The organism is Micromonospora sp. NPDC048905 (assembly GCF_040649655.1).
Classification (GTDB): Bacteria; Actinomycetota; Actinomycetes; order Mycobacteriales; family Micromonosporaceae; genus Micromonospora.
The window spans coordinates 661,076-684,767 of the sequence record NZ_JBEZFV010000002.1 but is presented as its reverse complement, the minus strand read 5'-3'; the positions used below and the strand labels follow the sequence as shown (position 1 = coordinate 684,767).

Annotated in this window: 25 protein-coding genes and 1 pseudogene; 18 read left to right on the top strand and 8 right to left on the bottom strand. The window is 68.6% G+C overall.

Features of this window, described 5'->3' with window-relative positions:
• Positions 1–41 precede the first annotated feature (41 nt).
• Entirely contained in the window at positions 42–548 is a 507-nt protein-coding gene (locus AB0C01_RS07725) for a hypothetical protein (RefSeq protein WP_357570634.1), read from the bottom strand.
• A 359-nt stretch (positions 549–907) separates the two neighbouring features.
• Positions 908–1,438, bottom strand: coding sequence for a hypothetical protein (locus tag AB0C01_RS07720; protein ID WP_357570633.1), 531 nt, complete (start codon positions 1,436–1,438; stop codon positions 908–910).
• Between the two features lie 449 nt (positions 1,439–1,887).
• On the opposite strand from AB0C01_RS07720, the gene AB0C01_RS07715 reads away from it, so the two are divergent.
• On the top strand, positions 1,888–2,187 hold the full coding sequence (locus tag AB0C01_RS07715) for a hypothetical protein (RefSeq protein ID WP_356978767.1): 300 nt from the start codon (positions 1,888–1,890) through the stop codon (positions 2,185–2,187).
• 384 nt (positions 2,188–2,571) lie between these two features.
• On the opposite strand, the gene AB0C01_RS07710 is transcribed toward AB0C01_RS07715, so the two are convergent.
• From AB0C01_RS07710 to AB0C01_RS07690, 5 genes are read right to left on the bottom strand one after another with little or no spacing between them, the layout of a single operon-like run.
• A complete protein-coding gene (locus tag AB0C01_RS07710) occupies positions 2,572–3,192 on the bottom strand; it encodes an N-acetyltransferase (RefSeq protein WP_357570632.1) in 621 nt (206 codons plus the stop codon).
• A gap of 36 nt (positions 3,193–3,228) precedes the next feature.
• Entirely contained in the window at positions 3,229–4,179 is a 951-nt protein-coding gene (locus tag AB0C01_RS07705) for a hypothetical protein (RefSeq protein ID WP_357570631.1), read from the bottom strand.
• A 50-nt stretch (positions 4,180–4,229) separates the two neighbouring features.
• Entirely contained in the window at positions 4,230–4,907 is a 678-nt protein-coding gene (locus AB0C01_RS07700) for a GPP34 family phosphoprotein (RefSeq protein ID WP_357570630.1), read from the bottom strand.
• 10 nt (positions 4,908–4,917) lie between these two features.
• Positions 4,918–5,931 (bottom strand): acetamidase/formamidase family protein, encoded by a 1,014-nt coding sequence (locus tag AB0C01_RS07695; RefSeq protein ID WP_357570629.1) that lies wholly within the window; start codon positions 5,929–5,931, stop codon positions 4,918–4,920.
• Positions 5,928–7,334 (bottom strand): APC family permease, encoded by a 1,407-nt coding sequence (locus AB0C01_RS07690; RefSeq protein WP_357570628.1) that lies wholly within the window; start codon positions 7,332–7,334, stop codon positions 5,928–5,930. Before AB0C01_RS07690 ends, AB0C01_RS07695 begins: the two co-directional genes overlap by 4 nt.
• A gap of 268 nt (positions 7,335–7,602) precedes the next feature.
• Between AB0C01_RS07690 and AB0C01_RS07685 the strand changes: the two genes are divergently transcribed.
• The 17 genes and pseudogenes from AB0C01_RS07685 (at position 7,603) to AB0C01_RS07605 (ending at position 21,874) form a co-directional block, all read left to right on the top strand.
• On the top strand, positions 7,603–8,835 hold the full coding sequence (locus tag AB0C01_RS07685) for a helix-turn-helix transcriptional regulator (protein WP_357570627.1): 1,233 nt from the start codon (positions 7,603–7,605) through the stop codon (positions 8,833–8,835).
• Between the two features lie 3 nt (positions 8,836–8,838).
• On the top strand, positions 8,839–9,555 hold the full coding sequence (locus AB0C01_RS07680) for a creatininase family protein (protein ID WP_357570626.1): 717 nt from the start codon (positions 8,839–8,841) through the stop codon (positions 9,553–9,555).
• Between the two features lie 270 nt (positions 9,556–9,825).
• Positions 9,826–10,259 (top strand): annotated as a pseudogene (locus AB0C01_RS07675) (NUDIX domain-containing protein).
• A gap of 166 nt (positions 10,260–10,425) precedes the next feature.
• A complete protein-coding gene (gene folE / locus AB0C01_RS07670; RefSeq protein WP_357570625.1) occupies positions 10,426–11,034 on the top strand; it encodes a GTP cyclohydrolase I FolE in 609 nt (202 codons plus the stop codon).
• Positions 11,031–11,753 carry a 7-cyano-7-deazaguanine synthase QueC gene (gene queC / locus AB0C01_RS07665; protein WP_357570624.1) on the top strand — a complete coding sequence of 241 codons (723 nt, stop codon included), beginning with the start codon at positions 11,031–11,033 and terminating at the stop codon, positions 11,751–11,753. The genes folE and queC overlap by 4 nt, the downstream gene beginning before the upstream one ends.
• On the top strand, positions 11,754–12,134 hold the full coding sequence (locus AB0C01_RS07660; RefSeq protein ID WP_167944743.1) for a 6-carboxytetrahydropterin synthase: 381 nt from the start codon (positions 11,754–11,756) through the stop codon (positions 12,132–12,134). It begins immediately after the preceding gene.
• A complete protein-coding gene (locus AB0C01_RS07655; protein ID WP_357570623.1) occupies positions 12,131–12,886 on the top strand; it encodes a 7-carboxy-7-deazaguanine synthase QueE in 756 nt (251 codons plus the stop codon). The genes AB0C01_RS07660 and AB0C01_RS07655 overlap by 4 nt, the downstream gene beginning before the upstream one ends.
• A gap of 361 nt (positions 12,887–13,247) precedes the next feature.
• Complete coding sequence (locus tag AB0C01_RS07650) at positions 13,248–13,853, top strand: RNA-directed DNA polymerase (Reverse transcriptase) (protein ID WP_357570622.1); 606 nt, start codon at positions 13,248–13,250, stop codon at positions 13,851–13,853.
• Positions 13,854–13,968: 115 nt separating this feature from the next.
• Positions 13,969–14,451, top strand: coding sequence for an SUMF1/EgtB/PvdO family nonheme iron enzyme (locus AB0C01_RS07645; RefSeq protein WP_357570621.1), 483 nt, complete (start codon positions 13,969–13,971; stop codon positions 14,449–14,451).
• Complete coding sequence (locus AB0C01_RS07640; protein WP_357570620.1) at positions 14,448–14,933, top strand: DUF6884 domain-containing protein; 486 nt, start codon at positions 14,448–14,450, stop codon at positions 14,931–14,933. Before AB0C01_RS07645 ends, AB0C01_RS07640 begins: the two co-directional genes overlap by 4 nt.
• A 2-nt stretch (positions 14,934–14,935) precedes the next feature.
• Entirely contained in the window at positions 14,936–15,970 is a 1,035-nt protein-coding gene (locus tag AB0C01_RS07635; RefSeq protein WP_357570619.1) for a glycosyltransferase family 2 protein, read from the top strand.
• Positions 15,970–16,899, top strand: a complete 930-nt coding sequence (locus AB0C01_RS07630) for a radical SAM protein (RefSeq protein WP_357570618.1) — start codon at positions 15,970–15,972, stop codon at positions 16,897–16,899. The genes AB0C01_RS07635 and AB0C01_RS07630 overlap by 1 nt, the downstream gene beginning before the upstream one ends.
• Positions 16,896–17,483 (top strand): phosphoribosyltransferase family protein, encoded by a 588-nt coding sequence (locus AB0C01_RS07625; protein ID WP_357570617.1) that lies wholly within the window; start codon positions 16,896–16,898, stop codon positions 17,481–17,483. Before AB0C01_RS07630 ends, AB0C01_RS07625 begins: the two co-directional genes overlap by 4 nt.
• Positions 17,480–18,577 (top strand): glycosyltransferase family 4 protein, encoded by a 1,098-nt coding sequence (locus AB0C01_RS07620; RefSeq protein WP_357570616.1) that lies wholly within the window; start codon positions 17,480–17,482, stop codon positions 18,575–18,577. The genes AB0C01_RS07625 and AB0C01_RS07620 overlap by 4 nt, the downstream gene beginning before the upstream one ends.
• Positions 18,577–19,449, top strand: coding sequence for a 5'-3' exonuclease H3TH domain-containing protein (locus tag AB0C01_RS07615; RefSeq protein WP_357570615.1), 873 nt, complete (start codon positions 18,577–18,579; stop codon positions 19,447–19,449). The genes AB0C01_RS07620 and AB0C01_RS07615 overlap by 1 nt, the downstream gene beginning before the upstream one ends.
• Entirely contained in the window at positions 19,443–20,063 is a 621-nt protein-coding gene (locus AB0C01_RS07610; RefSeq protein ID WP_357570614.1) for a PIG-L family deacetylase, read from the top strand. Before AB0C01_RS07615 ends, AB0C01_RS07610 begins: the two co-directional genes overlap by 7 nt.
• A 437-nt stretch (positions 20,064–20,500) precedes the next feature.
• Positions 20,501–21,874, top strand: coding sequence for a helix-turn-helix transcriptional regulator (locus AB0C01_RS07605; protein WP_357570613.1), 1,374 nt, complete (start codon positions 20,501–20,503; stop codon positions 21,872–21,874).
• 3 nt (positions 21,875–21,877) lie between these two features.
• Here AB0C01_RS07605 and AB0C01_RS07600 read toward each other — a convergent pair whose 3' ends face one another.
• Entirely contained in the window at positions 21,878–23,365 is a 1,488-nt protein-coding gene (locus AB0C01_RS07600) for a prolyl oligopeptidase family serine peptidase (RefSeq protein ID WP_357570612.1), read from the bottom strand.
• Between the last annotated feature and the right edge of the window lie 327 nt (positions 23,366–23,692).

Genomic DNA, 23,692 nt, shown 5'->3' with positions numbered 1-23,692 from the left:
GCCGCCGTGGCCGGTGCTCTCGTCAATGACACTGCCATCGGTCAGCCCGCCCCGTTGAGCGCGGACGAGCGCTGCACCCGAAGCGGCACCGTGGCGGTTGTCGTTACTGGTTCGACCGACCCCGACGTGCCGCCGCCGACCCAGCCGATTTCCCAGGTCACCGTCGCCCGCACCTCGTACACGCCGCCCGGTTGGCCACTCGACGGGGCCTTGTAGGTGTGGCTGCAACTCGACGCTGCTGCCGGATCCATGCCCGCGCTCCACGGAATTCCCGCGCCCGAGCAGGTGAAGGACGCACCGTCACCAGTCGACCACCGCACCTGGGCCGGAGAGGCTGTCGCCGTCACGCTCAGGCCGGGCACCGAAGCCGTCGCTGACTGTGCCCGATAAGAAGGGCCGTCCAGCCACAGCCACGTCGGCACGTTCAGCAGCTGAGCCGCCGGCGGCGCGGGATTGGCCCGGATCGTCGGCGCAGGCAGATTCAGCCGGGAAATCGCAGACCGCGCCAAGACCGCCGGATCCGGCGACTGTGCATCTGCGATCCACACGGGCAGCCTCGCCGAAGCCCCGCCATCGTTGACGCAGTGGCGTGAGTACCACGCTCCGGGCTGAGCGGCGCCCGACGGCGGTCCGTCCCGGCCAATCAAGATGTAACGGCAACCGTCCGCACCCTCGTGCCCATCACCGGAGCCGCCGCCGGTGTTCGGCCCGCCGTTGTGTTCGTCCCCAGAGTTCCCGTCGCCGGTCGAGGGCGGTGTACCTACCTCGACCGAACACTCAGGCACGTCAGGGGTTATGCCGCAGTCCACCGGTTTCCACTTGTCGGCCTGGGCGGGAGACGCAACCACCAGCAGAACCAGGCAGAAGGCTGCGGGTATGACACCGGCAGCGGGCCGGAGCCGGAGCCTCAGCACGAGCCGACCCCCTGTACCCCAAAGGACGTCACCTTCCAGCTCTCGCCGACCATGCTCACGGTGGCGTTGACCAGTCGGCGCCCGCCGGGTGAGTCGGTAAACGGAGTGCCATTCGGAGTCGCTCTCACCCTGGTCGCGCCGGAGGTATCCGCGCAGTCTCGGACTTTTGCCTGCGTCGGCGCGGCCGCGGGCGTGAGGGACTGGATCGACGGATTCACAACGACTTCGCCCTGTCCGACCAGCCCTTCGCGACGATCGGATTCCAGGCCGCTTCTCAAGACCTTCAGCGCGTCGCCGGCCGCGAATTTTGCCAGCTCCGGATGGTCCGGGTTGGACGTCAGCCCGGCGTCGTCGTAGGCGGCCCACATGCTGCGGTACGCACCCAGCGCGAGATCCTCCGGCGTAACCGGTTCGGCGGGAGAGGTGGAGTGGTCGCCGGACGTCGGCGCTGGTGAGCCAGTCTTGTCACCGTCACCACCTTTGCAACCTGTCCCGATTCCCACCAGGCCGATGAGCGCGAGCACGGCCACCACCCTCCCCCTACGGTGTGCCACCAGTTGCCTCCATCACGGTCAACATGTTCTGTCCTATCCCAGGATCAGAGCCTGCCGCTACGGCACGTGAGTGCGCTACAACCGCGCGCGCCAATCGTGCGTCCAGTTCGTGCGCACCGCTGGTAGGGCTATATCGCGCCACCGCGACGGACTGCTCAGCTCCGCGCGGGGCGCTGATCAGAGCGGGGCCATCGGCAACCACTGCTCGTTACGGATGGATTTCGTTTTCACCCAAAGCGGCTCTAACCGGCAGCTCTCTGTCAGGTCGATAAACGAGAGGCCTTGACACCACTGCGACTACTCGGTGAAGTGAGTCCTTCGCGCAGTGTCAGATGCACGACAGCTGACGTCTCAGGCCAGGCGTTGGGCACCTGTGCGGGGGGAGACGATGAACTGTGGCATTGATCCACTTTCGGATCTTGGAGCAGGTTTTCGGGCACAGCTGGTGGGCTTCGATCTTGCTGACGCTCGCTGATCGGCAGCTTCGATACACCGAACTCGCTGCCGCCCTCGTCGAGCGCTGGGGGGCGAGGCCCGGCGACGGCCACCTGTCGAAGGCGCTCAAGCAGATGCGCCAGGCCGGCCTCGTCGACCAGATCGACGACGGACGCGGGTACCTGACCTGGACGCTGACAGCTGAGGCGCACGACAGGGCCGAGATGCTGGTGATGATCGAGAAGGCTCTCGAAGAAGGCCACATCAACAACGAGAGGAACTGATACGGACACGTCGTCCGGTTGACCTATCCGGCTCGATCCTCCGCGGCCCGAGCAGGAGGTCCACGGCAGCTACCGTCACCATCGAAGACTCCACCGGACGGCTCGCCAAATACGGCGTTGCAGGTTCGAAGCCAGCCTCGATGCAGGATGGGAGAGCCTCAGGGGTAGCCAGGAGCGCCTCAAGCACGAAGAGATCAACCCTCACCACTCCCGCTTGGCCAGCCAGACCGTTCAATGGGCGCTGATCGATCGCCCTGCCCCTCCCTGTCTCGTCCTGAACCGTCACCGTGGTAATTCCGCCATGCTCCGTGCCTTGGGGTGAGCGGCATCTGTCGTCGGCCACTGGCCGAAGGGTCACATGCTCAGAGAGTGGATGGACGACCGCTATCGGCCGGAGCTCGGTTCAGTTGGCCGGGCGTCGCGTGGCGGGGTTGCGGCGCATGGGCAGATGGCCGGGCCTTCGGGCAGGTTGATGGGCGGTTGTGGGGTGTAGCCATGACGGATGTGCATGCTCTGGGCGTCGGTGGTGGTGCTGGTCCAGGACAGCAGGTTCACGTGGTCGAGCCGGCTGCGGTGGTGGTTGAGCAAAGCCGTGGCGTGTCCGGAGCCTCTGGCTATGGGTTGTGCGGCGAGAAACGCGAGGTGGTAGTGGGGTTCGGTGGGTCGCTCCTTGGCGAGCAGTCGGTCGAGTAGGTCGAATCGGTCGGCGTGGGGGCCCGCGGCGTCGTCCAGGCGGGTGGGGTAGTTCGCTGGGGGCGGGATGGGCCGGTATCGGTGGAAGCCGACGGTCGCGGCGGTGGCGTCGTCGGTGAGGTAGATGTCGCCGTAGAACATGGCGTGTTCGATCCAGATGCCGAGGACGTCGGTGAGGATGCGGCGCCGTGGCCCTGGGTCGGGAATTAGCCATGTTGCGAGAGGGCTGGGTTGGAGGGCGTCGGCGATGAGTGCGGCGACGTGGTCTTTGTCTGCCCAGCGGGCGGCGCGGATGCGCGGGACGGTGTCCATATGGCGGGCTTTCCCGTGAGTTGTTCGTTAGTGGGGTCAGGAGTTGTCGCTGCTGGCGGCATGGGTGTGGACGAGGAATAGGTGGTAGTCGTCGACCAGGGGGCCGGTTCGGTCGCTCCCGGGTGGTGGCGTGAGTGCGGCTCGCTCGTAGGCGAGTAGTTCGCCGGTGGTGGGGTTGAGGATCAGCAGGAAGCGGATGCCGTCAGAAGTGGCGCTGACGCCTACGCCGGTTCGGCCCGCCCTGTCGGTCACCGAGCCGTGGTACGCAACGCCCGGCGTTTCGCGCAGGACGGTGAGGATCGCTGTGCGGGCGGCTTGGTTGGGAGTACGCCAGCCGAGCAGGCTGACGAGGCCGCGAATGACGGCGGTGTGTCCCAGGAATCGAGGCTGGGTGGCGTCGATGTGCGCGGTGAGCGCTGTCGGGTCGGCGGCGATCGGCCCGATGGGCCCGTCCAACTCGCCGGGGTGGTAGGTGCTGTCGTCGGTGGGCTGGTTGCCGCCGGGGTAGCGGCTGCGGATGACGCGTCCGGAGGCGTCGTCGGCGCGCCAGCGTTGCTCTTCGAACAGCACGATCCGCGCGGTGGTGCTGTTGCCCGCGATCGTGGTGTCCGTGGCCCACTGCAGCAGGTGGACGTAGGCGAACCGGCCCGGGATGGCATCGCAGCCGGACGGCCCAACCGTGACCGCTTCCAGAGCCTGCCGCGCCGAGGTCGACTCCGACAGATGCGTCGGCGACGGGTCGAGTCTCTGCTGTGCGCGTGCCTTGAGCTGTGCCGCGCTCAGGGCGGCGGGTGAGAGACACGGCGGCCCGGCCGGCCGGGACGCAGCAGTGGTGGAAGGTGAGGGTGGGGATTGGGCTGGCCCGGCGGCGCCCGTCCAGTTCGGGATAGCTGTGGCGGTGGCGAGGAGGCCGAGCGCGCAGGCGGCGGCAGTGACCTTTACGGCTCGCCGGCCCAGCGGGTGGGGCGTCTCGGTCGCGGGTCGCACGTGGGGCAGGTTGTTCACGGTCAGCTTTCTCGAGGTGAGGTGGATTGGGGCTAGCGGTAGGCGGCGGTGGCGAGGTCACCCACGGCGGCGTCGACGGCAGCGGTGATGTCGCGTACCGGCTGGTAGTGCTGCCCGGCGATGGCCTTCAAGCGAGTCGTCAGGGTGGTGATGTCGTCGTCGAGGTAGAGGTGGCTGGTGAGGCCGAGGTCTGCGACGAGGCCGGCGAGGGCGGCGGTGTGGTTGTCGGGTTGTTCGTGGCCGGCGGCGAGGTAGCGCAGGCGGGAGCGGGCGATGACCGCCCACTTGCTGTCGGTGGGCAGGTAGGTGTCGGTGCGCATGAGGCCGCCGAGGCGCCGTCGGGTGTGGTGACGCAGGATCCCGCCGGCGACGAGTCCGGCGCGGGTGCGGTCATACAGGTCGTCGGAGAACATCCGCAGCCACCCCCGCAGCGGTGGGTGGGCGTGGCGGATGGTCGCGGTCGCGGCGTCGGCGATCAGATCCCCGACTGGCCGGTCGATGTGCGGGTGTATCCGTGGGTGGCTGGCCGGGCGGGTGCCGCCGTTCGGGTCGAGGGTCACTCGCCCGGCCAGGTACAGGTCGATCAGGACCGCGCCCGCGAGTCCCAGTGCGAGGGTTTGCCGGTGCACGTGGGGGTGTCCGGTGTCGTCGTCGTGACCGAGGAGGAACAGGTCATCGCGCAGCGGCAGGCGCGGGATCGACGCGGTCATTCGAGGGCTCCTACCGCAGCCCGGCGGTGAGCCGCCGCAGCCGCTCGTGCGCCCCGCCATAGGCGGGTCCGGGGGCGGGGAGCAGGGTTTTGTCGACAGCGGCGAGGACGGTGTAGTTGGGGTCGCACACATTGCCGATCGGCGCCCGCCCCGCCTGCGACACGAGTTGGTAGGCGTCCAGGGTTTCCAGGCCGGTCAGGGCGCTGACCCAGCCAACAAGGTCGTGCTGGGCGATGCGGTACGCGTCCTCCAACGGACGGGCGCACCCGATCGTCAAGATGTCCCGGTCGGTCTCCAACCGCGGCCACCGAGTGCTCACGCCTTTGATGACGTCGATGGCGAGGGTGGTGGTCGTGGCGATCTCCACGCCGACGCCGCAGGCCTCGCCCTCGCCTTGGCGGGCGTGTCCGTCGCCGAGGGCCAGCATCGCCCCGTGGACGTTCACCCCCAGGTACAGGGTGGTCCCGGCGCGCAGCTGCGGGGTATCGAGGTTCCCGCCGTGCGTGTCGGGCACGAGTGTGGATCGGGCCTCGAACCCGCCGGGGGCGACACCGATCGTGCCGATCATCGGGTCCAGCGGCAGGTCCACGCTGTGGTCGCTGCGCGTGGCCTGAAACCGGACTGTCCCGGCCTGCCGGTCGATGCCGTACACCCACACCCGCTCCTCCAACGCCGGCTGCAACATGGCCGTGTGGGAGGTGGACGTCAGTGCCCCGAAGTGCGGGAACGTCGACGACACACCCCAGTCCCGCGTCGGGGTGATGGTGGCGAGGTGGACGGCGAGGGTGTCGCCGGGCTCGGCGTCCTCGACGAAGAACGGCCCGGACACCGGATTGAGGTACGGCATGCGGCACACCTGCGACGGCAGGTCCGCTGGCCCCCTCACGAGACCACCGAAGCAGTCCTCCGTCACGACGGTGAACACGTCACCGCCGCGCACATGCGCCACCGGCATCCGACCGCCGAAGGTGTACGCCAGCTCGTCTCGCGCGGGTCGGTAGGTGAACCTGTCCATGCCAGTCACACCCGCTCCACGTGACGCGCCTGCGGCTGCGCGGGCGCCAAGCCCGACAGTGCAGGTCGGCGGCCGGACAGGTACAGGCCAGCCAGAACGATGACGCCGAGGGCGAGCCACGCCAGGCCGAGGCGCTGGGCGGCGATGTTGGCGTTGACCACCACCCACACCAAGATCGCGAAACCGACGGCGGGCATGACCAGGTGCGCCCACCAGTTCCCGCTGCGCTCCCGGATCAGGTGATGCACCACGACCGAGACGTGCAGGACAAGGAACGCGACCATCGCCCCGAAGTTGATCAGCGACGACAACAGGGTGATCCCATCCGCACGGGTCGCCATGTACAGGCCCAGCGCCAGGGACACCGCCCCGGTGAGCAGCGTCGCGTTGATCGGCACGTTGCGCCGGATCGACACCTTCGCCAGAAACGCCGGCAGCTGCCGGTCCCGGGCCATCGCGTACAGCAACCGAGACGTCGCGACCTGCGCGACCATCGAGTTCGGCAACCCCCACGCAATGGCTGTCGCGACTGCGCACAGGGTCGCCAGCCACCCCCCGCCAGCTACGGCGGCGGCGTCGTAAAAGGCGGTCCCGTTCGGGTCACCCTCGGCCAGCAGCGAGGCCGGGTCAGGGACGAGCATCGCGGCCAACCACGTCTGCGCTATGAACAGCACCCCGGCAAGAATCAAGACGGCCGCCATCGCGCGGCCGATCTGACGGGAGCCGCCCTTGGTCTCCTCCGCCAGCATCGAGATGCCGTCGAAGCCGAGGAAGGACAGCACCGCGAGCGACACCGCCCCCGCCACCACCGACCAGGTGAACGTGTCGGCGTTGTAGAACGCGTCCCAGCCGAACCGGCCCCTACCCGAGGCAAGTGCCCAGCCGGCGACGACCAGGAAGACCGCCAGCACGATCAGCTCGCCGATCAACATCACCCGGGTGACGGCCGCCGTCATGCGGATCCCCACCGAGTTAACGACCGTGTTGACCGCGACGAACCCGACTAGCCACAGCCACACCGGCACCGACGGGACCGTGGCGTGCATCGCCACCGACGCCACCAGATACAGCAGCCCCGGCACGAGGACGTAGTCCAGGAGGATCACCCAGCCGGCCAGGAACCCAACCGTTGGGCTGATGCCGCGCCCTGCGTAGTTGTAGACGCTGCCCGACATCGGGAACGCCCGCACCATCTGCGAGTACGAAAACGCGGTGAACACCAACGCCACCACGCCGACGGCGTACGCCAGGGCGACCATCCCGCCGGAGCCGGCGTACACGCTGCCGAAGATCGCCATCGGCGCGATCGGCACCATGTACACCAGCCCGTAGGCAAGTAGATCCCTGAACCGCAGTTGGCGGCTCAGCTCCTGCCGATATCCATATCGCGACAGGTCATTCTGGAGACTCATTAGACTCCTCAGGTATTTGAGTCCTGGCTCGCAGTTGGTCCGTCAGCCAAGGCAACTACTCGTTGGTCTGAAAACGGCTGCTGATGATTTGCCTGGCAAGCCGGGGGCATCTCAACGACGAGAATTGCGTACCGAGCTAGATGAGTCGATAGCGATGATGCGGACATGCGTTGTTGTCCGCATGCGACTGTCCGCGTAGCGTTTGAGCACGTACGGTAACGCCCGTCTGACTGCGGCAGCGGCGGGCAAACGGCATCCAGGAGTACCGGTGGCTCAGGTTCCGCGACGGCTGACCCCGCATCGATCAGTGCTGCATGGGTATGGCGCCGCGCTGCGGCAGTGGCGCGAGTGCCGCGGGCTGTCCCAGCGCGCTCTAGGCAGGCTGGTGCACGTCAGCGGGGACCTCATCGGCAAGGTGGAAAAGGCCGAACGTTGGCCGTCCGCCCGCCTCATCGAGTCGTGCGAGGCCGCACTGCAGACGGGTGGCGAGCTGGTCGCTTTCCTGTCGGACCTTGAACGTGAGCGTCGACTGACCGGCGTCGGCTACCGCCTCGCCGGCGGTGCGGACGGCCAGCTCGGGGTCTTCATGGATCATTCCGAGGAGACTGACCTGCTCCGCTCGTGGCACGAGCAGCTCGCCAGTCTCGCCACAGCCGGAAACCGCACCGGATATGCGGGGATGGCGTCCACCGCCCATGCGCAGATCAGTGCCGCAGCCACCATCGGGCGACGGAGCAGCGCAACCGACCGTCGAAACGTGCTCATCGCCCAGGCCATGTGGGCCGAGTTCCTCAGCTGGATCGACGAGCAGAGCGATGCCGCCGAGGCGGACGCATGGCTGCGACGCGCCCAGCAACACGCCGTCGAGGCCAACGCGCCGGCACTAGCAAGCTACGTCCTGATGAGGCAGAGCCAACGCGCCCTCGAACGATTCGACCCGCGTCAGGCCGCTGCCTTGGCGCAGCAGGCTCTGGACGAGGTCCGGTTACCGGGCCGCATTCGCGCTCTGCTGCTGGTACGTCAGGCTCAGGCTTTCGCGATGGGCGGCGACCAGAACTCCTGCGTTGCCAGCATCGACGAGGCGCACAGAGTCGCCGGCAGCGCCGACTGGGACTCGGAACTGCCGATCGATGTTGGCGTCCACTGCAACCCGGTGTACGTGACTGCCCATGAAGCGCAGTGCCGTCTACTCCTCGGCCAGCCGGCGGCGGCAGCCGATCTCTACGAGCAACTTCTTCAGGACTGGCCAAGTCAGTGGCGTGTCGACGAAGCCCTCTGGCGATCGGCCCTGTCCACCGCCTACGTCAACAGTGGCGACGTCGAACGCGCCGCGACCGAGGCCACCAACGCCCTGACCTTGGCCGCTGGTACCTCCTCCGGGCGGGCTCTGCGCTGGTTGAACCCCACGGCGGTTGCCCTTCGACAGCAGCCAGGCGTTCCTGAGGCGGTGGCCTTCGTGCTCGCCTATCGGCAGGCGACTCTCGAAGCGTGTAACCATTAGCCCGTGGACCTGATCACCACGGCAACGAGCACCGACGAGTCCGAGCGGGCGGCGTCCGTCGCGGTCCTCCCAGTCGGGAGTTTCGAACAGCACGGCGCCCACCTGCCGTTGCTGACGGACACCATCGTGGCATGCGCGATTGCGAAGGCGGTCGCTGAGCGCTACGACCTCTTTCTGCTACCGCCCGTGACGATTTCCTGCTCCCACGAGCACGCGGCGTGGCGTGGAACGGTCAGTATCAGCGCCACCACCCTCGCCGCCGTAGTCGTCGACATCGCCACCTCTCTGCGTGAATCGGGCATCGATCAGCTCGCCGTGATCAACGGACACGGCGGGAACTATGCGCTTGCCAACGTCGTCCAGGAAGCCAACGTCGCCGGACCGCGGATGACTCTGTTCCCCGCTCGGGCCGACTGGGACGAGGCTCGACTGGCCGCCGGCCTGCACAGCACCGCCCACCAGGACATGCACGCTGGCGAGATTGAGGTTTCACTCCTCCTGCACGTCGCGCCGGAGGTCGTGCGTGATGGCTTCCAGCATGCCGACCACGTTGCGGACGACCGACGTCACCTCCTCACCCGGGGCATGGGTGGCTACACCACCAGCGGCGTCATCGGTCTGCCGTCTCACGCCACCGCCGCCAAGGGCAAAGCCGTACTCGAGGACCTTGTCCGCTCCTTCGCCGATCACTACGGCCTCCTGCCGGGGCCCAAGGCATGACCAGGAATTGACGCTGGCGGTCCGGGCGTTGCGTTTCCGGATCACTGACCGGACGACGGCTGGCATCGTCACTCCGATCGAGGCCGTCATGCGGACAAGTGCTGTTGTCCGCATCCGGGTCACATCAATGGTGACGTCGATGGCTGTCTAATGGTCGACGGGAGGCGCTGACGACAGATCCATCGTCGTTCGAGAGGGCAGATGGTGCCCCGCATCAGCGCTGTAGGGCGCGGACCGATATCGAGGTTCGACGTCGAGCGAAAGGTCGTCATGCCCGAAAAGGTCGTCACACACAAGGCATTCTGCTACATCGTGCGGAATAGGCAGCTGCTCGTCTTCCGGCACACGAATTACAGCTACGAAGAGGTGGGCATCCAGGTGCCGGGTGGCACCATCCGCCCCGGTGAGGCTCCGGAGGATGCCGCGCTGCGCGAAGCCCGCGAGGAGACCGGGCTCACGGACCTCAAGGTCGTCCGCAAGTTGGGTGAGTCCGAGTACGACATCAGCCCGCTGCGGTTCGAGACCCAGCACCGACACATCTTCCTCCTGGAGCTCTTCCAGCCCACGCCCATGCGCTGGTCGAGCCAGGAAGACCACGACGGCACCAACTGCCGACCCGGTTCGAGTGCTTCTGGGTGCCGTTGACGGCGGGGCACATCCTGCAATCCGGCCAGGGCGCGCTCCTGGGCCGGATCTTCGACTGACGGATCGGCCTCCGCGCTCGGAGTGCCTGCCGACTCCGAGCAGGACGCCGTGATCCCTGCCTCGATTCAAAGAGCGTCAGCTCCGAGCCGGCGCAGCACGCCTCGAATGTGAACCCGTCTGGACTCCGTAGCGCTGGGGCGCGCGGACCTTCACAAAGGAGTAGGCATGACGGTGATCGAAACACGACCCTCTGCGCCCGTTCAGATGGCGAGGGCAGACGTCGCCGCGGCGGTAGCCGCCGCTGAGCGGATGCTGGCCGCGCTCGGCGTCGACACACAGGTCGAGCACCTCCGGCGCACCGCGGAACGGATGGTGCTGTCGTACGGCGAGGTCCTGACGCCGGCGCCGTTCGAGGCAACGGACTTCGTCAACGACGCGAAGCATCAGGGCTTCGTGATCGTGCGGGACGTGGCGTTCGCCGCGATCTGCGCCCACCACCTGCTGCCGTTCGTCGGCTCGGCGACCGTGGGATATCTCCCGGGTGCGCGGTTGTTGGGGCTGTCGAAGCTGACGCGGCTGGTTGAGCACGCCACGCGAGGGTTGCAGGTCCAGGAGAACGTCACGCAGCAGATCGCCAACGGACTGCAACAGGTCGTCCCAGACAACGGCGGCATGGGGGTGATCGTCGAGGCGGAGCACCTGTGCATGACGCTGCGGGGAGCGAAGGCACGCGGCGCCTCGACGGTGACCTCGGCGTGGCGGGGCGCGCTGGAACGCGATGTCTCGGTGCGGTCGGAGTTCCTCAGCCTGGCGGGGCGGGGGTGGCGGCCGTGACCGCTGCCGTGTTGCCGCTGGTCACTCCGGTGCCCGCGCACGTCGTCGTCATCGCCTCAGGTGGCATGGACAGCACCGTGTTGGCGTACGCCCTGCACCGGGCTGGGTCGACGGTGACGCTGTTGTCGTGCGACTACGGGCAGCGGCACCGCCGTGAGTTGGACTACGCGGCGCGGACCGCCGAGGCCTTGCACGTGCCTCACGTGGTGGTCGACCTGACCGGCATTGTCGGTGTGCTGACGGGCTCGGCTCTCACCGACGCCCAGGTCGATGTGCCGGACGGGCACTACACCGATGCTTCGATGCGCGCCACGGTCGTACCGAACCGTAACGCGATCATGCTCGATGTGGCCGTGGCCCGCGCGGTCTCCGCCGGTGCGGACGCGGTGGCGTTCGGTGCCCACGCCGGTGACCACCCGATCTACCCGGACTGCCGACCAGCCTTCCTTGCCGCGTACGAGTCGACTGTCCGGCTGGCGAATGAGGGCTTCCTGCCCGCTGGCTTTCGGGTCGTCGCGCCATTCATCGACTGCTCGAAGGCCGACATCGCCCGGCTCGGGGACACCATCGGCGTCCGGTTCGCCGACACCTGGTCCTGCTACAAGGGCGGCGAGCGGCATTGCGGGACCTGCGGTACGTGCGTCGAGCGGCGCGAGGCGTTCGCGATGGCGGGCGTGACGGACCCGACCGAGTACGCCACCACCAAAGGGGTGATCTAGGTGTTCCGCATCGGCAAGCAATTCCGGTTCGAGGCCGCGCACTCGCTGCCCGACCTGCCCGAAGGCCACCAGTGCGCGCGCGTCCATGGCCACAGCTACCGCGTCGAGGTGCACCTCGTCTCTGACGGCGAGCTGACCCGACCCGGGTTCGTCGTGGACTTCGCCGAACTCGGCCCGTTCAGCGCGCATGTCCGCGACCACTTCGACCACCGCGACCTCAACACCGTGCTGGACGCACCACCGACGAGCGAGCACCTCGCCGCCTACTTCTACCAGTGGTGCCACGACCATCTGCGACTACCGGAACCGGTTCGCGTGGAGAAGGTCCGGGTGTCGGAAACAGCGTCCACGTTCGCCGAGTACGGGCCAGACCTGCCATGACAGCCCCGTCCATGCCCGCCGTACCGCCATTTCCAGCCGGCTCGCCTGCGGTGCCGGCGCGGCCGTTGCTGGTCGCGGAGACATTCGGCCCGACCCTGCAGGGCGAAGGACCGAGCACCGGCCAGCAGGCGTTGTTCCTACGGCTGTCGCGGTGCAACCTCTCCTGCCCACGCTGCGACACCCCATACACGTGGGATACCTCCCGCTTCGATCTCCGCGCGCACACGGCCGACCGCCCGGCCGAGGAGATCATTCGGTGGGTGTTGACACAGCAGACACGGCTGCTGGTCATCACCGGCGGCGAGCCGCTGTTGCAGCAGGACCGGCTGCTGCCCGTGGTGGACGCGATCACCGCTGCGGGGCGACGGGTAGAAATCGAAACCAACGGCACGGTCGTTCCCCTGCCGGCACTTGTCGCATCGATAGGCGCGTTCAACGTGTCTCCGAAGCTTTCTGGCTTCGCCGGACCGAGGGACGGTCGGCGGCGGATCAACCCGGACGCGCTGTCGGCACTGGCCGGCTCGGGCCGGGCCGTGTTCAAGTTCGTGGCCGCCGACACAGCGGAGTTGGACGAGATCGCCCGGCTTCAGGAGCAGTTCGGGCTGGACCCGGTCTGGGTGATGCCCGAAGGCACCACCAGTGATGCGGTCCTAGCCGGAATGCGGGACCTCGCGGACGCGGTCCTAGCCAGAGGTTGGCACCTGAGTAGCCGCCTGCACGTGTTGCTGTGGGAGGACACCCGTGGCCGCTGAATCACCGGACTCACGCAGGTCAGATGGGCTTGGACGGGGCCGTCGTTCCCGCCGTGACGGGCCGCGCGTGTGGGGGAGCGGCCCTGCGATCGTCGGCGGCGGGATCGTTCCTGCCGTCCAAGCGAACCCCACGATAGCCCAACCGGCCCCACCTGTGCAGTCCCCGGCGCACTCCCTCATGCCGTACCTGGTGGACCTGCCGCATCTGTTGGCGGCGTCTCGGCTGTGCATGCGCCGTGCCGGCGCACCGGGTGCTGACGGCGTTACCTGGTCCGGTTACCGCAGCGGGCTACGACCGCGCCTCGCTGAGCTGTCCGATCGGCTGCGGACAGGGACGTGGGAGCCGGGCCCGCTACGGAACGTGGAGATCACCTCCTACACGGGCAAGGTCTTCCCGGCGGTGATCCCAACGGTGGAGGACCGCATCGTGCACCGGGCGATGCGTCGCGCCGTCGAGCCGATCATCGAGCACCACGTCCTGGCGGACTGGGTATCGGCGTACCGGCCGCGCCGCAACCGGATCACCGCCCTGCGCCAGGCCGAGCAACATCTGGCGGCGGGACGGCAGTGGGTCGCCGATGTCGACGTGGCCGGTGCCTCGGCAGGCGGCAGCACCGATCAGTTCGTGGACTGGCTCGCCGTCCACGTGGCCGACGGCTCGTTCCTGCGGCTGTTCCGCCGCATCGTCGGGGCGCTGCCGACGCCACTGGTCCCGGGCAGCGGCCTGTGGCCGGTGCTGTTTCACCTGCGCCTGTCCCAGGTCGACGCCATGCTCGCCGGCTGGCCGGTCGTGCGGTTCGCGGACAACTACCTGATCTTCGCGACGGACGAGGCCCGCGCGGTCGCCGCGATCGACGCCCTCACCGCCGCCCTCGCCAACTGGCAGATGGAGCCGCACCCGCGCAAGAGCCGCGTCCGGGCACCGCACCAGGCCAACACCGAAGACCTCTTCCTCATCGACGGATAGGAGCCGACCGATGACCATCACGCACACCGGACCGCTCGTACGCCCCCGTAGCGTCCGCTGGATACATGTCCCTGCTGGTACCTGCCTCTACGGCGACGCCCGCAAACCCCGTCCCGTGCCTGACCTCCTCGTCGCGGAGACGCCACTGACCGCCGCCCAATGCGGCGTCGGCGACACCGACCTGCCGATCACCGGCATCAGCCACGGCGACGCCGTCGGCCTCGCCGCCGAAGCAGGCGGGCGGCTGCCCACATCGGTGGAGTGGGAATGGATCGCCGCCGGACCGAGTCGCCGCCTCTACCCGTGGGGCGACGAACCGTGGACCCCCGACCGCGCCCTACTCACGGGGACCGGACAGTCCCCACGTGCCGCCCAGCCGGTCGGCCGGTACCCATCAGGCGCCACGCCGCAGGGCGTGCTGGATCTGGCAGGCAACGTCTGGGAATGGACCGCCAGCACCGCGATGGGCCTGGGAAAGATCATCCGAGGCGGCTCGTACGCCTCCCCACCGCTGTATGCACACACCACCTTCCTCAACGCTGCCCCCGTCGAACGCCGCAGCCCCGGCATCTCCGTCAGGCCGGTGCGCACCCCATGAACCTCCCACGCCTGCGACTCGTCCATAGCGCCCATGCCGAGCGGGCAGAGCTGGTCATCGTCGGCTGCTCGGCGGAGAAGACGCCCGCGACCACGCCGCTGCCTGCCCTCGACCTCTACGACGGTGGTTGTGTGCCGCACCTGCGTGCCCGGCTCGGTCACCTGCCGCACCAGCGCAGCCGGGTCCGATTCCTGTCTGCCGAGCACGGCCTCGTCACCGCCGACACCCACCTGCACACCTACGACCGGCCCCTCGACCCGGCCCGCGCCGTCGCGCTGCGCCCGCGCGTCAGGGCTCAGCTGCAAGCCGACCTGCTCACAGACCACATCCCCGACGACATCCTCGTCATAGCCGAACCGCTCTACCTGGTGCTCCTCGCCGAACTCCTCGCCGATCCCCACCGGCCGCGTATCCACTGGATCGCTGACCACGACGCCGGTTGGCCCGAGGCAGCCAAGGTCCTCGACGCGTGGGGGTGGTGAGCATGCCCACCACCCTCAGCGAGGTGCTAGCCGTCACCGCCAACGATCACCGCCACATCACCGCGACGTTCACCCGCCGCACCGGCCTGGACTGGCATGCCCCGACTCCGCCGCAGCTCGGAGCCGGCGCCCGGCTCAGCGTCGTCATTCCCGCCTGCGACACCGCCCATAGTCTGGCACCGGTTCTCGACGCGCTCGCTGAGCAGCACACAACGGCGACGGTCGAGGTGATCGCGGTCGACGACGCTTCCACCGATGCCACCACCGAGCTGCTCGCCGCGCACCCGCGCGTCGACCGCGCCGTCCGCCTTCACGTCCGCTCGGGCGCGGGAGCTGCCCGTAACGTCGGGGTCCACCTCGCCACCGGCGACACGATCGTGTTCCTCGACGCCGACATGGTCCTGCGAGACCACGTTCTGGCCGACATCGCCGCCCGCGCCCGGCATCACACCGTCCTCGTCGGCTTTCGGAACAACATCCCCTACCTGCCCGACGCCAACGGCTACGCCGTCGTGCCGCCCGGTGAGCCTGACCTCGACGCGGACCATCGAGTGCGGTGGACCCCACCGGCCGGTGTGCCGATGTTCTACACCGGCCAGGTCTACCCGACGCCGTTCGTCGGCAGGCCACTACAGGACACCCGCGATTTCATCGACCTCGGCAACGGTCGCACCTACTACGACTGGGACCTGCCCCGCATGGCTGTGACCGCCCTCGTCGCGGTGCCTCGCCGGGTGGTGCTGGACGTCGGTGGCTTTCACCCCGCGTTCGGTGCCGAGGGCTGGGGCGCCGAAGACACCTATTTCGGTGCGGCCCTCATCGGCCACGGCTGCTTCGTCATCCCGCTGCGGCAAGCCCGAGGTTGGCACATCGATCCACCCGATCCCGCTGCTGCTTGGAAGGCCAAGCTCGCCGGTGTCGCACCCCGAATCGCCCTCTACCGGCAGCTCTGCGCGCAGCTGAAGCCCACCGGCCGCGCTGCGGACCTGGCCGAGCGCGCCGGGATTCTGCTGCGGAAGGCAGAGACCCTGCGATGATGCGAACTTTCGCCGCCCACGGCGACCACATCCACGATCCCGCATCAGGGATGACACACCGCGCTCCCACCCCCATCGGGAGCGGCCGAGTCACCCTCGCCCAGGCCACGGTGACCGGCTGGCCAGCCGTTGCGCCCGGTGACCTCGGGCGGTCTACCCCCGACAGCATTTGCTGGTCGCCGATCGTTCGGTGCAACCTGCACTGCCCGCAATGCCTCGACGACACCTCAGTGAAAGAGGCGGACACCACCGAACGGCACCGGGTTGCCCACGTCCTCGCCGATGCCGACGTTCTCGGAGTCGATATCTCCGGCGGTGAGCCGCTGCTACTGCGAGACCTGCCCAGGCTGCTGGACATCGTCCAGAGCGGGGGTCGCAGCGCCGTCTCCATCACCACCAACGGCTGGCACTTGGCCCGACGCGCCGCCGAGCTGGCCGGGCACACCGACGCCATCCGGGTCAGCCTCGACGGCCCCGACGTGGCCCGCCATGACGCCATCCGGGGATCGCTGAGCTTCGCCAGAGCCATCGAAGGCATCCAGACCGCGGTCGCGCTGCGCATCCCCGTACAGATCCAGACCGTGCTCATGCGCCGCACAGCTGGCTACCTGCAAGAGATGGTGGACCTCGCGGCCGGACTCGGGGCCTGCGGGTTCAGCGCCCTGCAGATGCTGCCCATCGGCGCCGGCACCGCTCTGCCCGACGAACTGCTCAGCGACGACGAAGCCCTGACGCTGTTCACCGCACTGGACGTTCCCGAGCGGCTCAACATGCGGCTGCGTACCCGCGATGTCGCCGGCGACTTCACCGTCATCCGCGCCGACGGCCGAGTCTGGCGCAACGACAGCACCGCCCTCAACATCGGCGGCCTGCACCCCCTTCGCAGCGCCACCGACCTCATCCTCAGCCCTCGGGAAGGCACCCCATGAACATCTTGCCGGCGCACCAACCACCTGCCCGCCCGCGCACGTTCCGCCACCAACGGATCCTCCGCATCCAGCTTGACGCATACGACCGGGCGATCGAGGTGCTGGCCGACGCCGTCCGGCAGCGGAACTGGCCCATCGCCGCCACCATCGGCATCGCCAACGGCGGTCTCGCCCCAGCGCGGGGCATCAGCGAACTCCTGCACATCCCGAGCTTCCACGTCGATGCGAAGCACAACCCAACCGACGCCGCCTACACCGAAGCGACCGGCACCGTTACCTACGACCTCAGCCCCCTCACCACCCGACCGGCTACGCGCAGCCTTGGCGGCACCGTCCTGGTCGTCGATGACATCTGTGGCACGGGTGCCACCTTCGCCACGCTGCTGCCCGAACTCGGCGTGCACCTTGGCCCGGACGTAGCCCTGCGCACCGTGGCGTTGTGCCGCAACGCTGGGAGTGTCTTCGACCCGGACCTGTGGATCTGGACTGTCGACGACTGGGTCTGGTTCCCCTGGGAACCAACACTCGCAGCCGAAACAACGATCGAGGAGCTGCCTATCCCGAGCCGGGTACGGACCGCATGACCATCGCGTTCGTCCTCGCCTCCTGGCGGCCCGATGTCCCGGCCGGGATGGAACGCGCGGTCATCGCGCACGCCGTCGGCCTCCAGCAGATCAACGCTGAATCCGTCATCGTGACCGCCGACCCGGCGGCGCCACCGACCTACCGCAACGTACCCATCGAGCGGCTGCGCAGCCTCGACGTACAGTTCCCCTGCGACGACGGCACCCTGCGCGCGGCGATCGACGCATCCGCCACCGCCATCGGCGAGGAGCTTGAGCGGCTGTTCCGGCGACGTCAGGTACGCGCCGTCGTCTACGTCGACGCCCTGTGGGGACTCGGCCGGGTCATGCCGACCCACCCCGGCATCCGCACCGTCCTCGCCGCACACGTCATCGGCCACGACGTGGACCTCCAAGCAGCACTGGCCCGTCGCCCTGATGCCATCATCGCGCCCTCAGCCACGGTGCTTACCGAGGCGGCAGTCCGCGGCTACGACAGCAGCAGTTGGAGCGTGGTGTCGAACGCCCTGCTCACCGTGCCCGAGCGCCGACCTGGCAGTTACCGCGAGCGTCTCAGGGCCAGCGGTCCCGTTCGGGCCCTTGCCCGGCTCGGACCGGAAAAAGGTGTCGCTGAACTGCTCGAACCGATCAACGTCCTCGACCGGCCCATCGAGGTTGCGCTCGCCGACGCACCATTCGAGCTGGCCGCTGGCAGCCAGGAACAGGTACGCCGCAGGTGCCGCGCCCTGGTCGCAGAGACACCCGGCTTGACCCTGCTGCCCGGCCTCGCCTGGCACGAGGTCCCGCCCTGGCTCGCCGACGCCAGCGTCGTCATCGTCCCGTCCCGGGCCGAAACGTTCGGCCTCGTCGCGCTGGAAGCCATGGCCGTCAGCACTCCGGTCGTTGCCTACGACGTCGGGAACCTGCCCCACCTGATCGGCGACGGTGGCGTCATCGTGTCGCACCGGTCCCGTCCCGACAGCCTGTGGCGCGCCGCCCAGCACCTGCTGGCCGACCCGATAAACTACGCCGCAGCATCACGGGCCGCGTACTACCGCTCGCGGGACTATTGGCCCGCCCTTGTCGCTAACCAACTCTTGAAGGTGGTGAGCTGATGGGCGGCTCTGTCCTGCCATCCGCACCCGAACCCTGTCCGCTCCTGCTCGTCGACGGACACAACCTGCTCTGGGGCGCCACCTTCGGCTTCCCCGCCGAAATCCGCTCCCGTGACAAGACACGCCTACTCACCGGCGTATTCGCGTTCTTCGCCCTGCTCCGCGTCGCCATCCGCGAAGACCTCAGCGACCAACCCGAGGTCATCGTCGTGTTCGACGGACAGTACGGCGGCAGCGACCGCAAAGAGGTCGACCCCACCTACAAGGCCCAACGGCCCACCGATCCGGCCGCACTGGCCCCGATCCAGTTCCTGCCCGACGTGAAGCGCGGCCTCGACCAGCACGGCATCGTCTGGACCGAACTCGACCACGCCGAAGCCGACGATGTCATCGCCACACTCGTCCGCATCACCCCGCCACCCCGCGAGATCGTGATCATGTCCCGCGACCGCGACTACTACCAGCTCGTCACCGATCGCGTCCGCGTCCTCAACACCAAGATGCACCCTGGCAAGCGCTACATCGGTCCCGCCGACGTCTTCGCCCGCCACCAGGTCACACCCGCCCAGTGGGCGGACTTCCGCGCTCTCACCGGCGACCCCGCCGACAACATCCCGGGCATCCACGGCATCGGTGCCAAGACCGCCGCCACCCTCCTCGCTGACGGCTTCACCCTTGACGACCTGGCGTCCTCCGACCGTCTGGACACCGGACGGGGACGCCTCGTCCGGGAACAGCTCGGCCTGGCCCGCAAATGGCGGGACATGATCTGCCTCAACCACGAGCTGGACGTTCTCGTCATCCCCGCCGGCCAGCGGAGTCAACTCCTGCCCGCACCGGCCGAAATCGTTGAAGGGCTGGGCCTGTGGTGACGCCCGACTGCATCATGCTCACCCTCATGGCGCACCCGGACGACGCCGAACTCTGGGCAGGCGGCACCATCGCCCGCCAGGTCCGCCACGGAGGCACGGCCGTCATCGCCGTTCCCCACCACGATGCAGTCCGCGACGCCGAGGCCACAGTCGGCGCACGCCTGCTCGGGGCTGATCTCTACCTCATGGACCAGCTCTCTGTCTCGACTGTTGCCAACGTGCTCAGGGAAGTCCGCCCCGACGTACTGATCACCCACCCGACGAACGACATCCATCCCGAACACCGTCGATGCGCCGAGGCGGTCCTCAGCGCCCTGCCCGCCGTCGTCATCACTACCGGGCGCCCAAAGCGGGTCTACCACTGCGACGGCTACAACAACCTCGACCAGCACGGCCGTCCAATCGATCTGCCGATCATCGTTGACGTCGGTGACCAATGGCCCACCAAGCTCGACGCCCTCCGATCCCACACATCCCAGCCGATCCTCGATCACTTCGGCCCGATGGCCGAGGCGCTCGGGAAGCTGCACGGCCGGCGGATCAACGCCGCGTACGCGGAGGCGTTCCGCGCATTGCCGATTCTCGGCCGCATACCAGCGGCCACCGGGCTTTGACTGCGTGGCTCATGGGCTAGAAGGAGCGATCGCGAAAGGCACAGACGCGGCGGAATCCTCAGCCGGTCGCGACCGCGGCCACCGCCGAGCAGCAGTGAGCACGCTCGGCTTCCATTGCCTGCGCGACATGAGCCGCGGTGACCTGCGGCATCAGCGGCACGAGCACGGTCAGCCAAGGCACGCTGGCGAACTCGTCCGGCTCGGGGCGGCCCTCAGCACTACCGGCCGGTCCTGCCCCCGCGAAAGGACCGGTGGGTGTTGTCGTACATTCCCGCATCCGGCTCCTGCGCGGTTACCCGCTCGACGCCCACGACCAGCCTCTTTAGGCAGTGGCAGGGCCTCTTGCCAGTGACAAATCGTAGTAACATCAGCGTTCGTCGACCTCTGCCGCCTGCGCCTGGATGCAGTAGCTGCGACGCACTCGAAGGGGATGCGCCATGGGGCAGACGCCAAGGGCATTGGAGGCGTTCGCGTCGCAGCGCCACTTCTTCGGCGCCGAGCTCCGTCGCCTGCGCGAAGCGGCGCAGTGCTCGCAGGCAAAGCTCGGGGCGATGATCTGCTTCAGCGCCGACCTGGTGCGTCGGGTGGAAACAGCGGACCGGTTCCCATCCCGCAAGTTCACCGAGGCGTGCGACGCGGCACTCTCGGCTGGCGGCGCTCTCACGCGGATGTGGCCGCTGATCGAGGAAGAGCGTCGCAGGACCCGAACGATTCCAGGAACGGCCAGCCCTTCTGCGGGCGGCACCGCAGGCCACACGAGGATTGGCGAACGCGCCGAGCTGGTCAGGCGGGTAGCTTTTCAGCCCGGCGTCCTCGATCGCGCCGCATTGGAATGGCTGACCGCCGAAGTCGGCTCGCTGACGCAGAGGGTCGACGCTCCGGCCCGTTCGGGGTGGGTGTCGGAAGAGAATCTCCAGGCGGCGGAGACCTCGCTGGCGATGTTTCGCGAGTTGGACCACACCTTCGGGGCCGGCCGAGTCCACGCCCAGGTGCAGCACTACATCGAGGGCGAGCTCAATCAGCTGCTGGCGGCCTCGTCCGCGAACGAGGTCGTCCGTGTCCGCCTGCAAGGGCTCGCGGCGGGATTCTTCGAGCTGTGCGGGTACCAGGCGGTCGACACCGGCGCCTACGGGCTGGCCCAACGCCGCTATCTACGTGCCCTCCGGCTGGCCCAGTCCGCCGGTGACCGCGTGTACGGCGGATACCTGCTCGCGGTCAACATCGCTCATCTGTCCCTGCACTGCAACCACCCCGAGCCCGCGCTACGGATGGCGCTCGCGGCCTTGACGGGCAGCGAGACCCACGCCACCCCGGCCGTGCGGGCGGCGCTGCACGCCGTGGCCGCCCGCGCCCAGGCCCGCCTCGGGCGCGAGGCGGCCTGCGCCGCCCACCTCGGCGTCGCGGAACGGCAGCTTGCCCGTAGCCGGGCGGGCGAGGAGCCGCCGTGGATTCGCTACTTCACCGCCGCCTACCTGGCCGACGAACTCGCCCACTGCTTCCACGACCTTGGCCAGCCCCGGCAGGCGCAACGGCACCTCGGCGCAGCCCTCGCCGGGCTGCGTCCGTCGCACGTGCGCCGGCTCGCGATCGACACCGCGCTCCTCGCCTCGTCATTGGCAACGGCCGGGCGGATCGATGAAGCCTGTGCCACAGCGCGCACTGCGGTCGACCACGCCGCCGCGACCCTGTCCCACCGCTGCGTGCAACGCATCGTCGACGTCCAGGTCGACCTCGATCCCTACCGGGGCGAGCCGGAAGTGCAGGAGCTCGGCGAGTACGTGCGGCACCGGCTACCGTCCGCAGTGGTGTAGCCGTCAGCCGGACGCCAATGCGGCCATCGCCGAGCGGTAGTGGGCAAGCTCTGCTTCCAACGCCCGGGCAGCATGAGCTGAGGTGGCGACATAATGCCCAACACCGTCGAGCAGCATCAGCTCGTGCGGCGCGCCCCGATCCTGCAACTCGTCGGCGAGTTCCCGCACGTCGTCGGCGGTCGCTACGTCGTCGGCGGTGCCATGGATCATCAGGACGGGTCGTCGGATGTCCTCTGCACGAACTCGCCCGGCGCCACCGCGCAGCCGGGCCGCGTGTGCGCGCTGGAATCGAGGCACGGTTTCCGCCCAACGCTCGGGATCGACGATCGCCGAAACCGCGGTCGCCGCAGCGAACGGACCGTCCTGTGTCACCGCGTGTAACGCGGTATATCCGCCGGCACTGGCTCCACGGATGAACACCGCCCCCGGGACCGCCCGGCCCTCGGTCAGCAGGTGTTCGGCGGCGCGGCAGTCCACCACGTCGTCGATGCCCCAACGGCCGTAGAGGGCCTGCCGAAATGCCCGCCCGTACCCGGTGCTTCCGCTGTAGTCGACGTCGACGACGGCGAACCCGCGGCTGGTGAAGAACTGCGCCTGCCAGTCCAGCCGGACCAGGCTGGAAGCCGTCGGACCCGGATGCGCCCGTACGATGACGGGCGCACACCAGTTCGGCGCCGCCCCGGTTGGCGGATATACCAGCGCCACCACCTCCCGGCTGCCCTCAACCAGGATGCGCAGCTCCACCGGCGTCGACACCGCCAGCCCGTCAAGCCCCGGATGCTCGGCCCGAGCCAACACCTCGACACGCGGCTCGTCGCCCAAGTGCACCAGCGCCACCTGCGGGGCCACCTCCGGTGACGATCCCACCAAGGCCACCGATGCGCTGCCCACCGCGAGGTACGGCTTGATCGACGTGTAGGGCAGCTTCACCGGCGTGACCGCTCCCGATCGATCAACGACGGTCAGGCGGTGGCGGGGCCCTTCCTGCACCACCATCACAATCCGGCCATCAGCCAGGAAGTCGTAAGAGACGTAGGCCAGCTCCCAGGGCTCTGCTGCGCACTCGGCCGCCAACGGAGCCACCGGCTCGACCGATTCTCCATCCCAGCGGTAGAGGTTCCACCAGCCGCTGCGATCCGACGCGAAGTACAGGGCGGCGTCCGGTCCCCACCGCGGCTCCACCACGGACTCCGTCGGCCCGCCTGCGAGCTTCACCGGATCGCCGAGCAACCCGTCGGCACCGTAGGGCGCCACCAACAGCTCGCTCGAGTCCCACGGCATATCTCGCTCACTCCACCGCAACCAAGCCAGCATTCCCGGCCCGGGTCGCGGCGCCCCGAAGAAGCCCGAGGTCTCCGCAAGCACCCGCATCACCGGGGCGCCGACGAGTGGAACCGCCACCAGGGCGTCACCGTCGTCGGTTTCCCTCACCGCGAGTAGCTCGCCGTTGCCGATCGTCAGGTCACCGAACGACGACGAGTCCTCCACCATCAGGCGGACGTTGCCTCCGGCTACCCGGTAGAGGCCGTTCGCGCCGACGCACCACACCTCGTCGCTACTCGGGGCGTACGTACCACCGCCGTAGGCGTGCACACTGCTGGTCACGGCGAAACGCGATGGAGTTACGTCGGCCACGCCGTCGTCTGCCGACCACCGCACGAGGGTCGGGCCGCTCCCCGAGCTCGGACGGGACTCCAGCCAGTACAGCGCATCCCCGACCCCGCGTAGCTGGTCGAAGCCGATTGACGCGCGGACGGCGCTGGCCGCAGAGACGGCATCAGATTCTGGTGCCAACTCCACGGACTCCTCCTCGGGCGA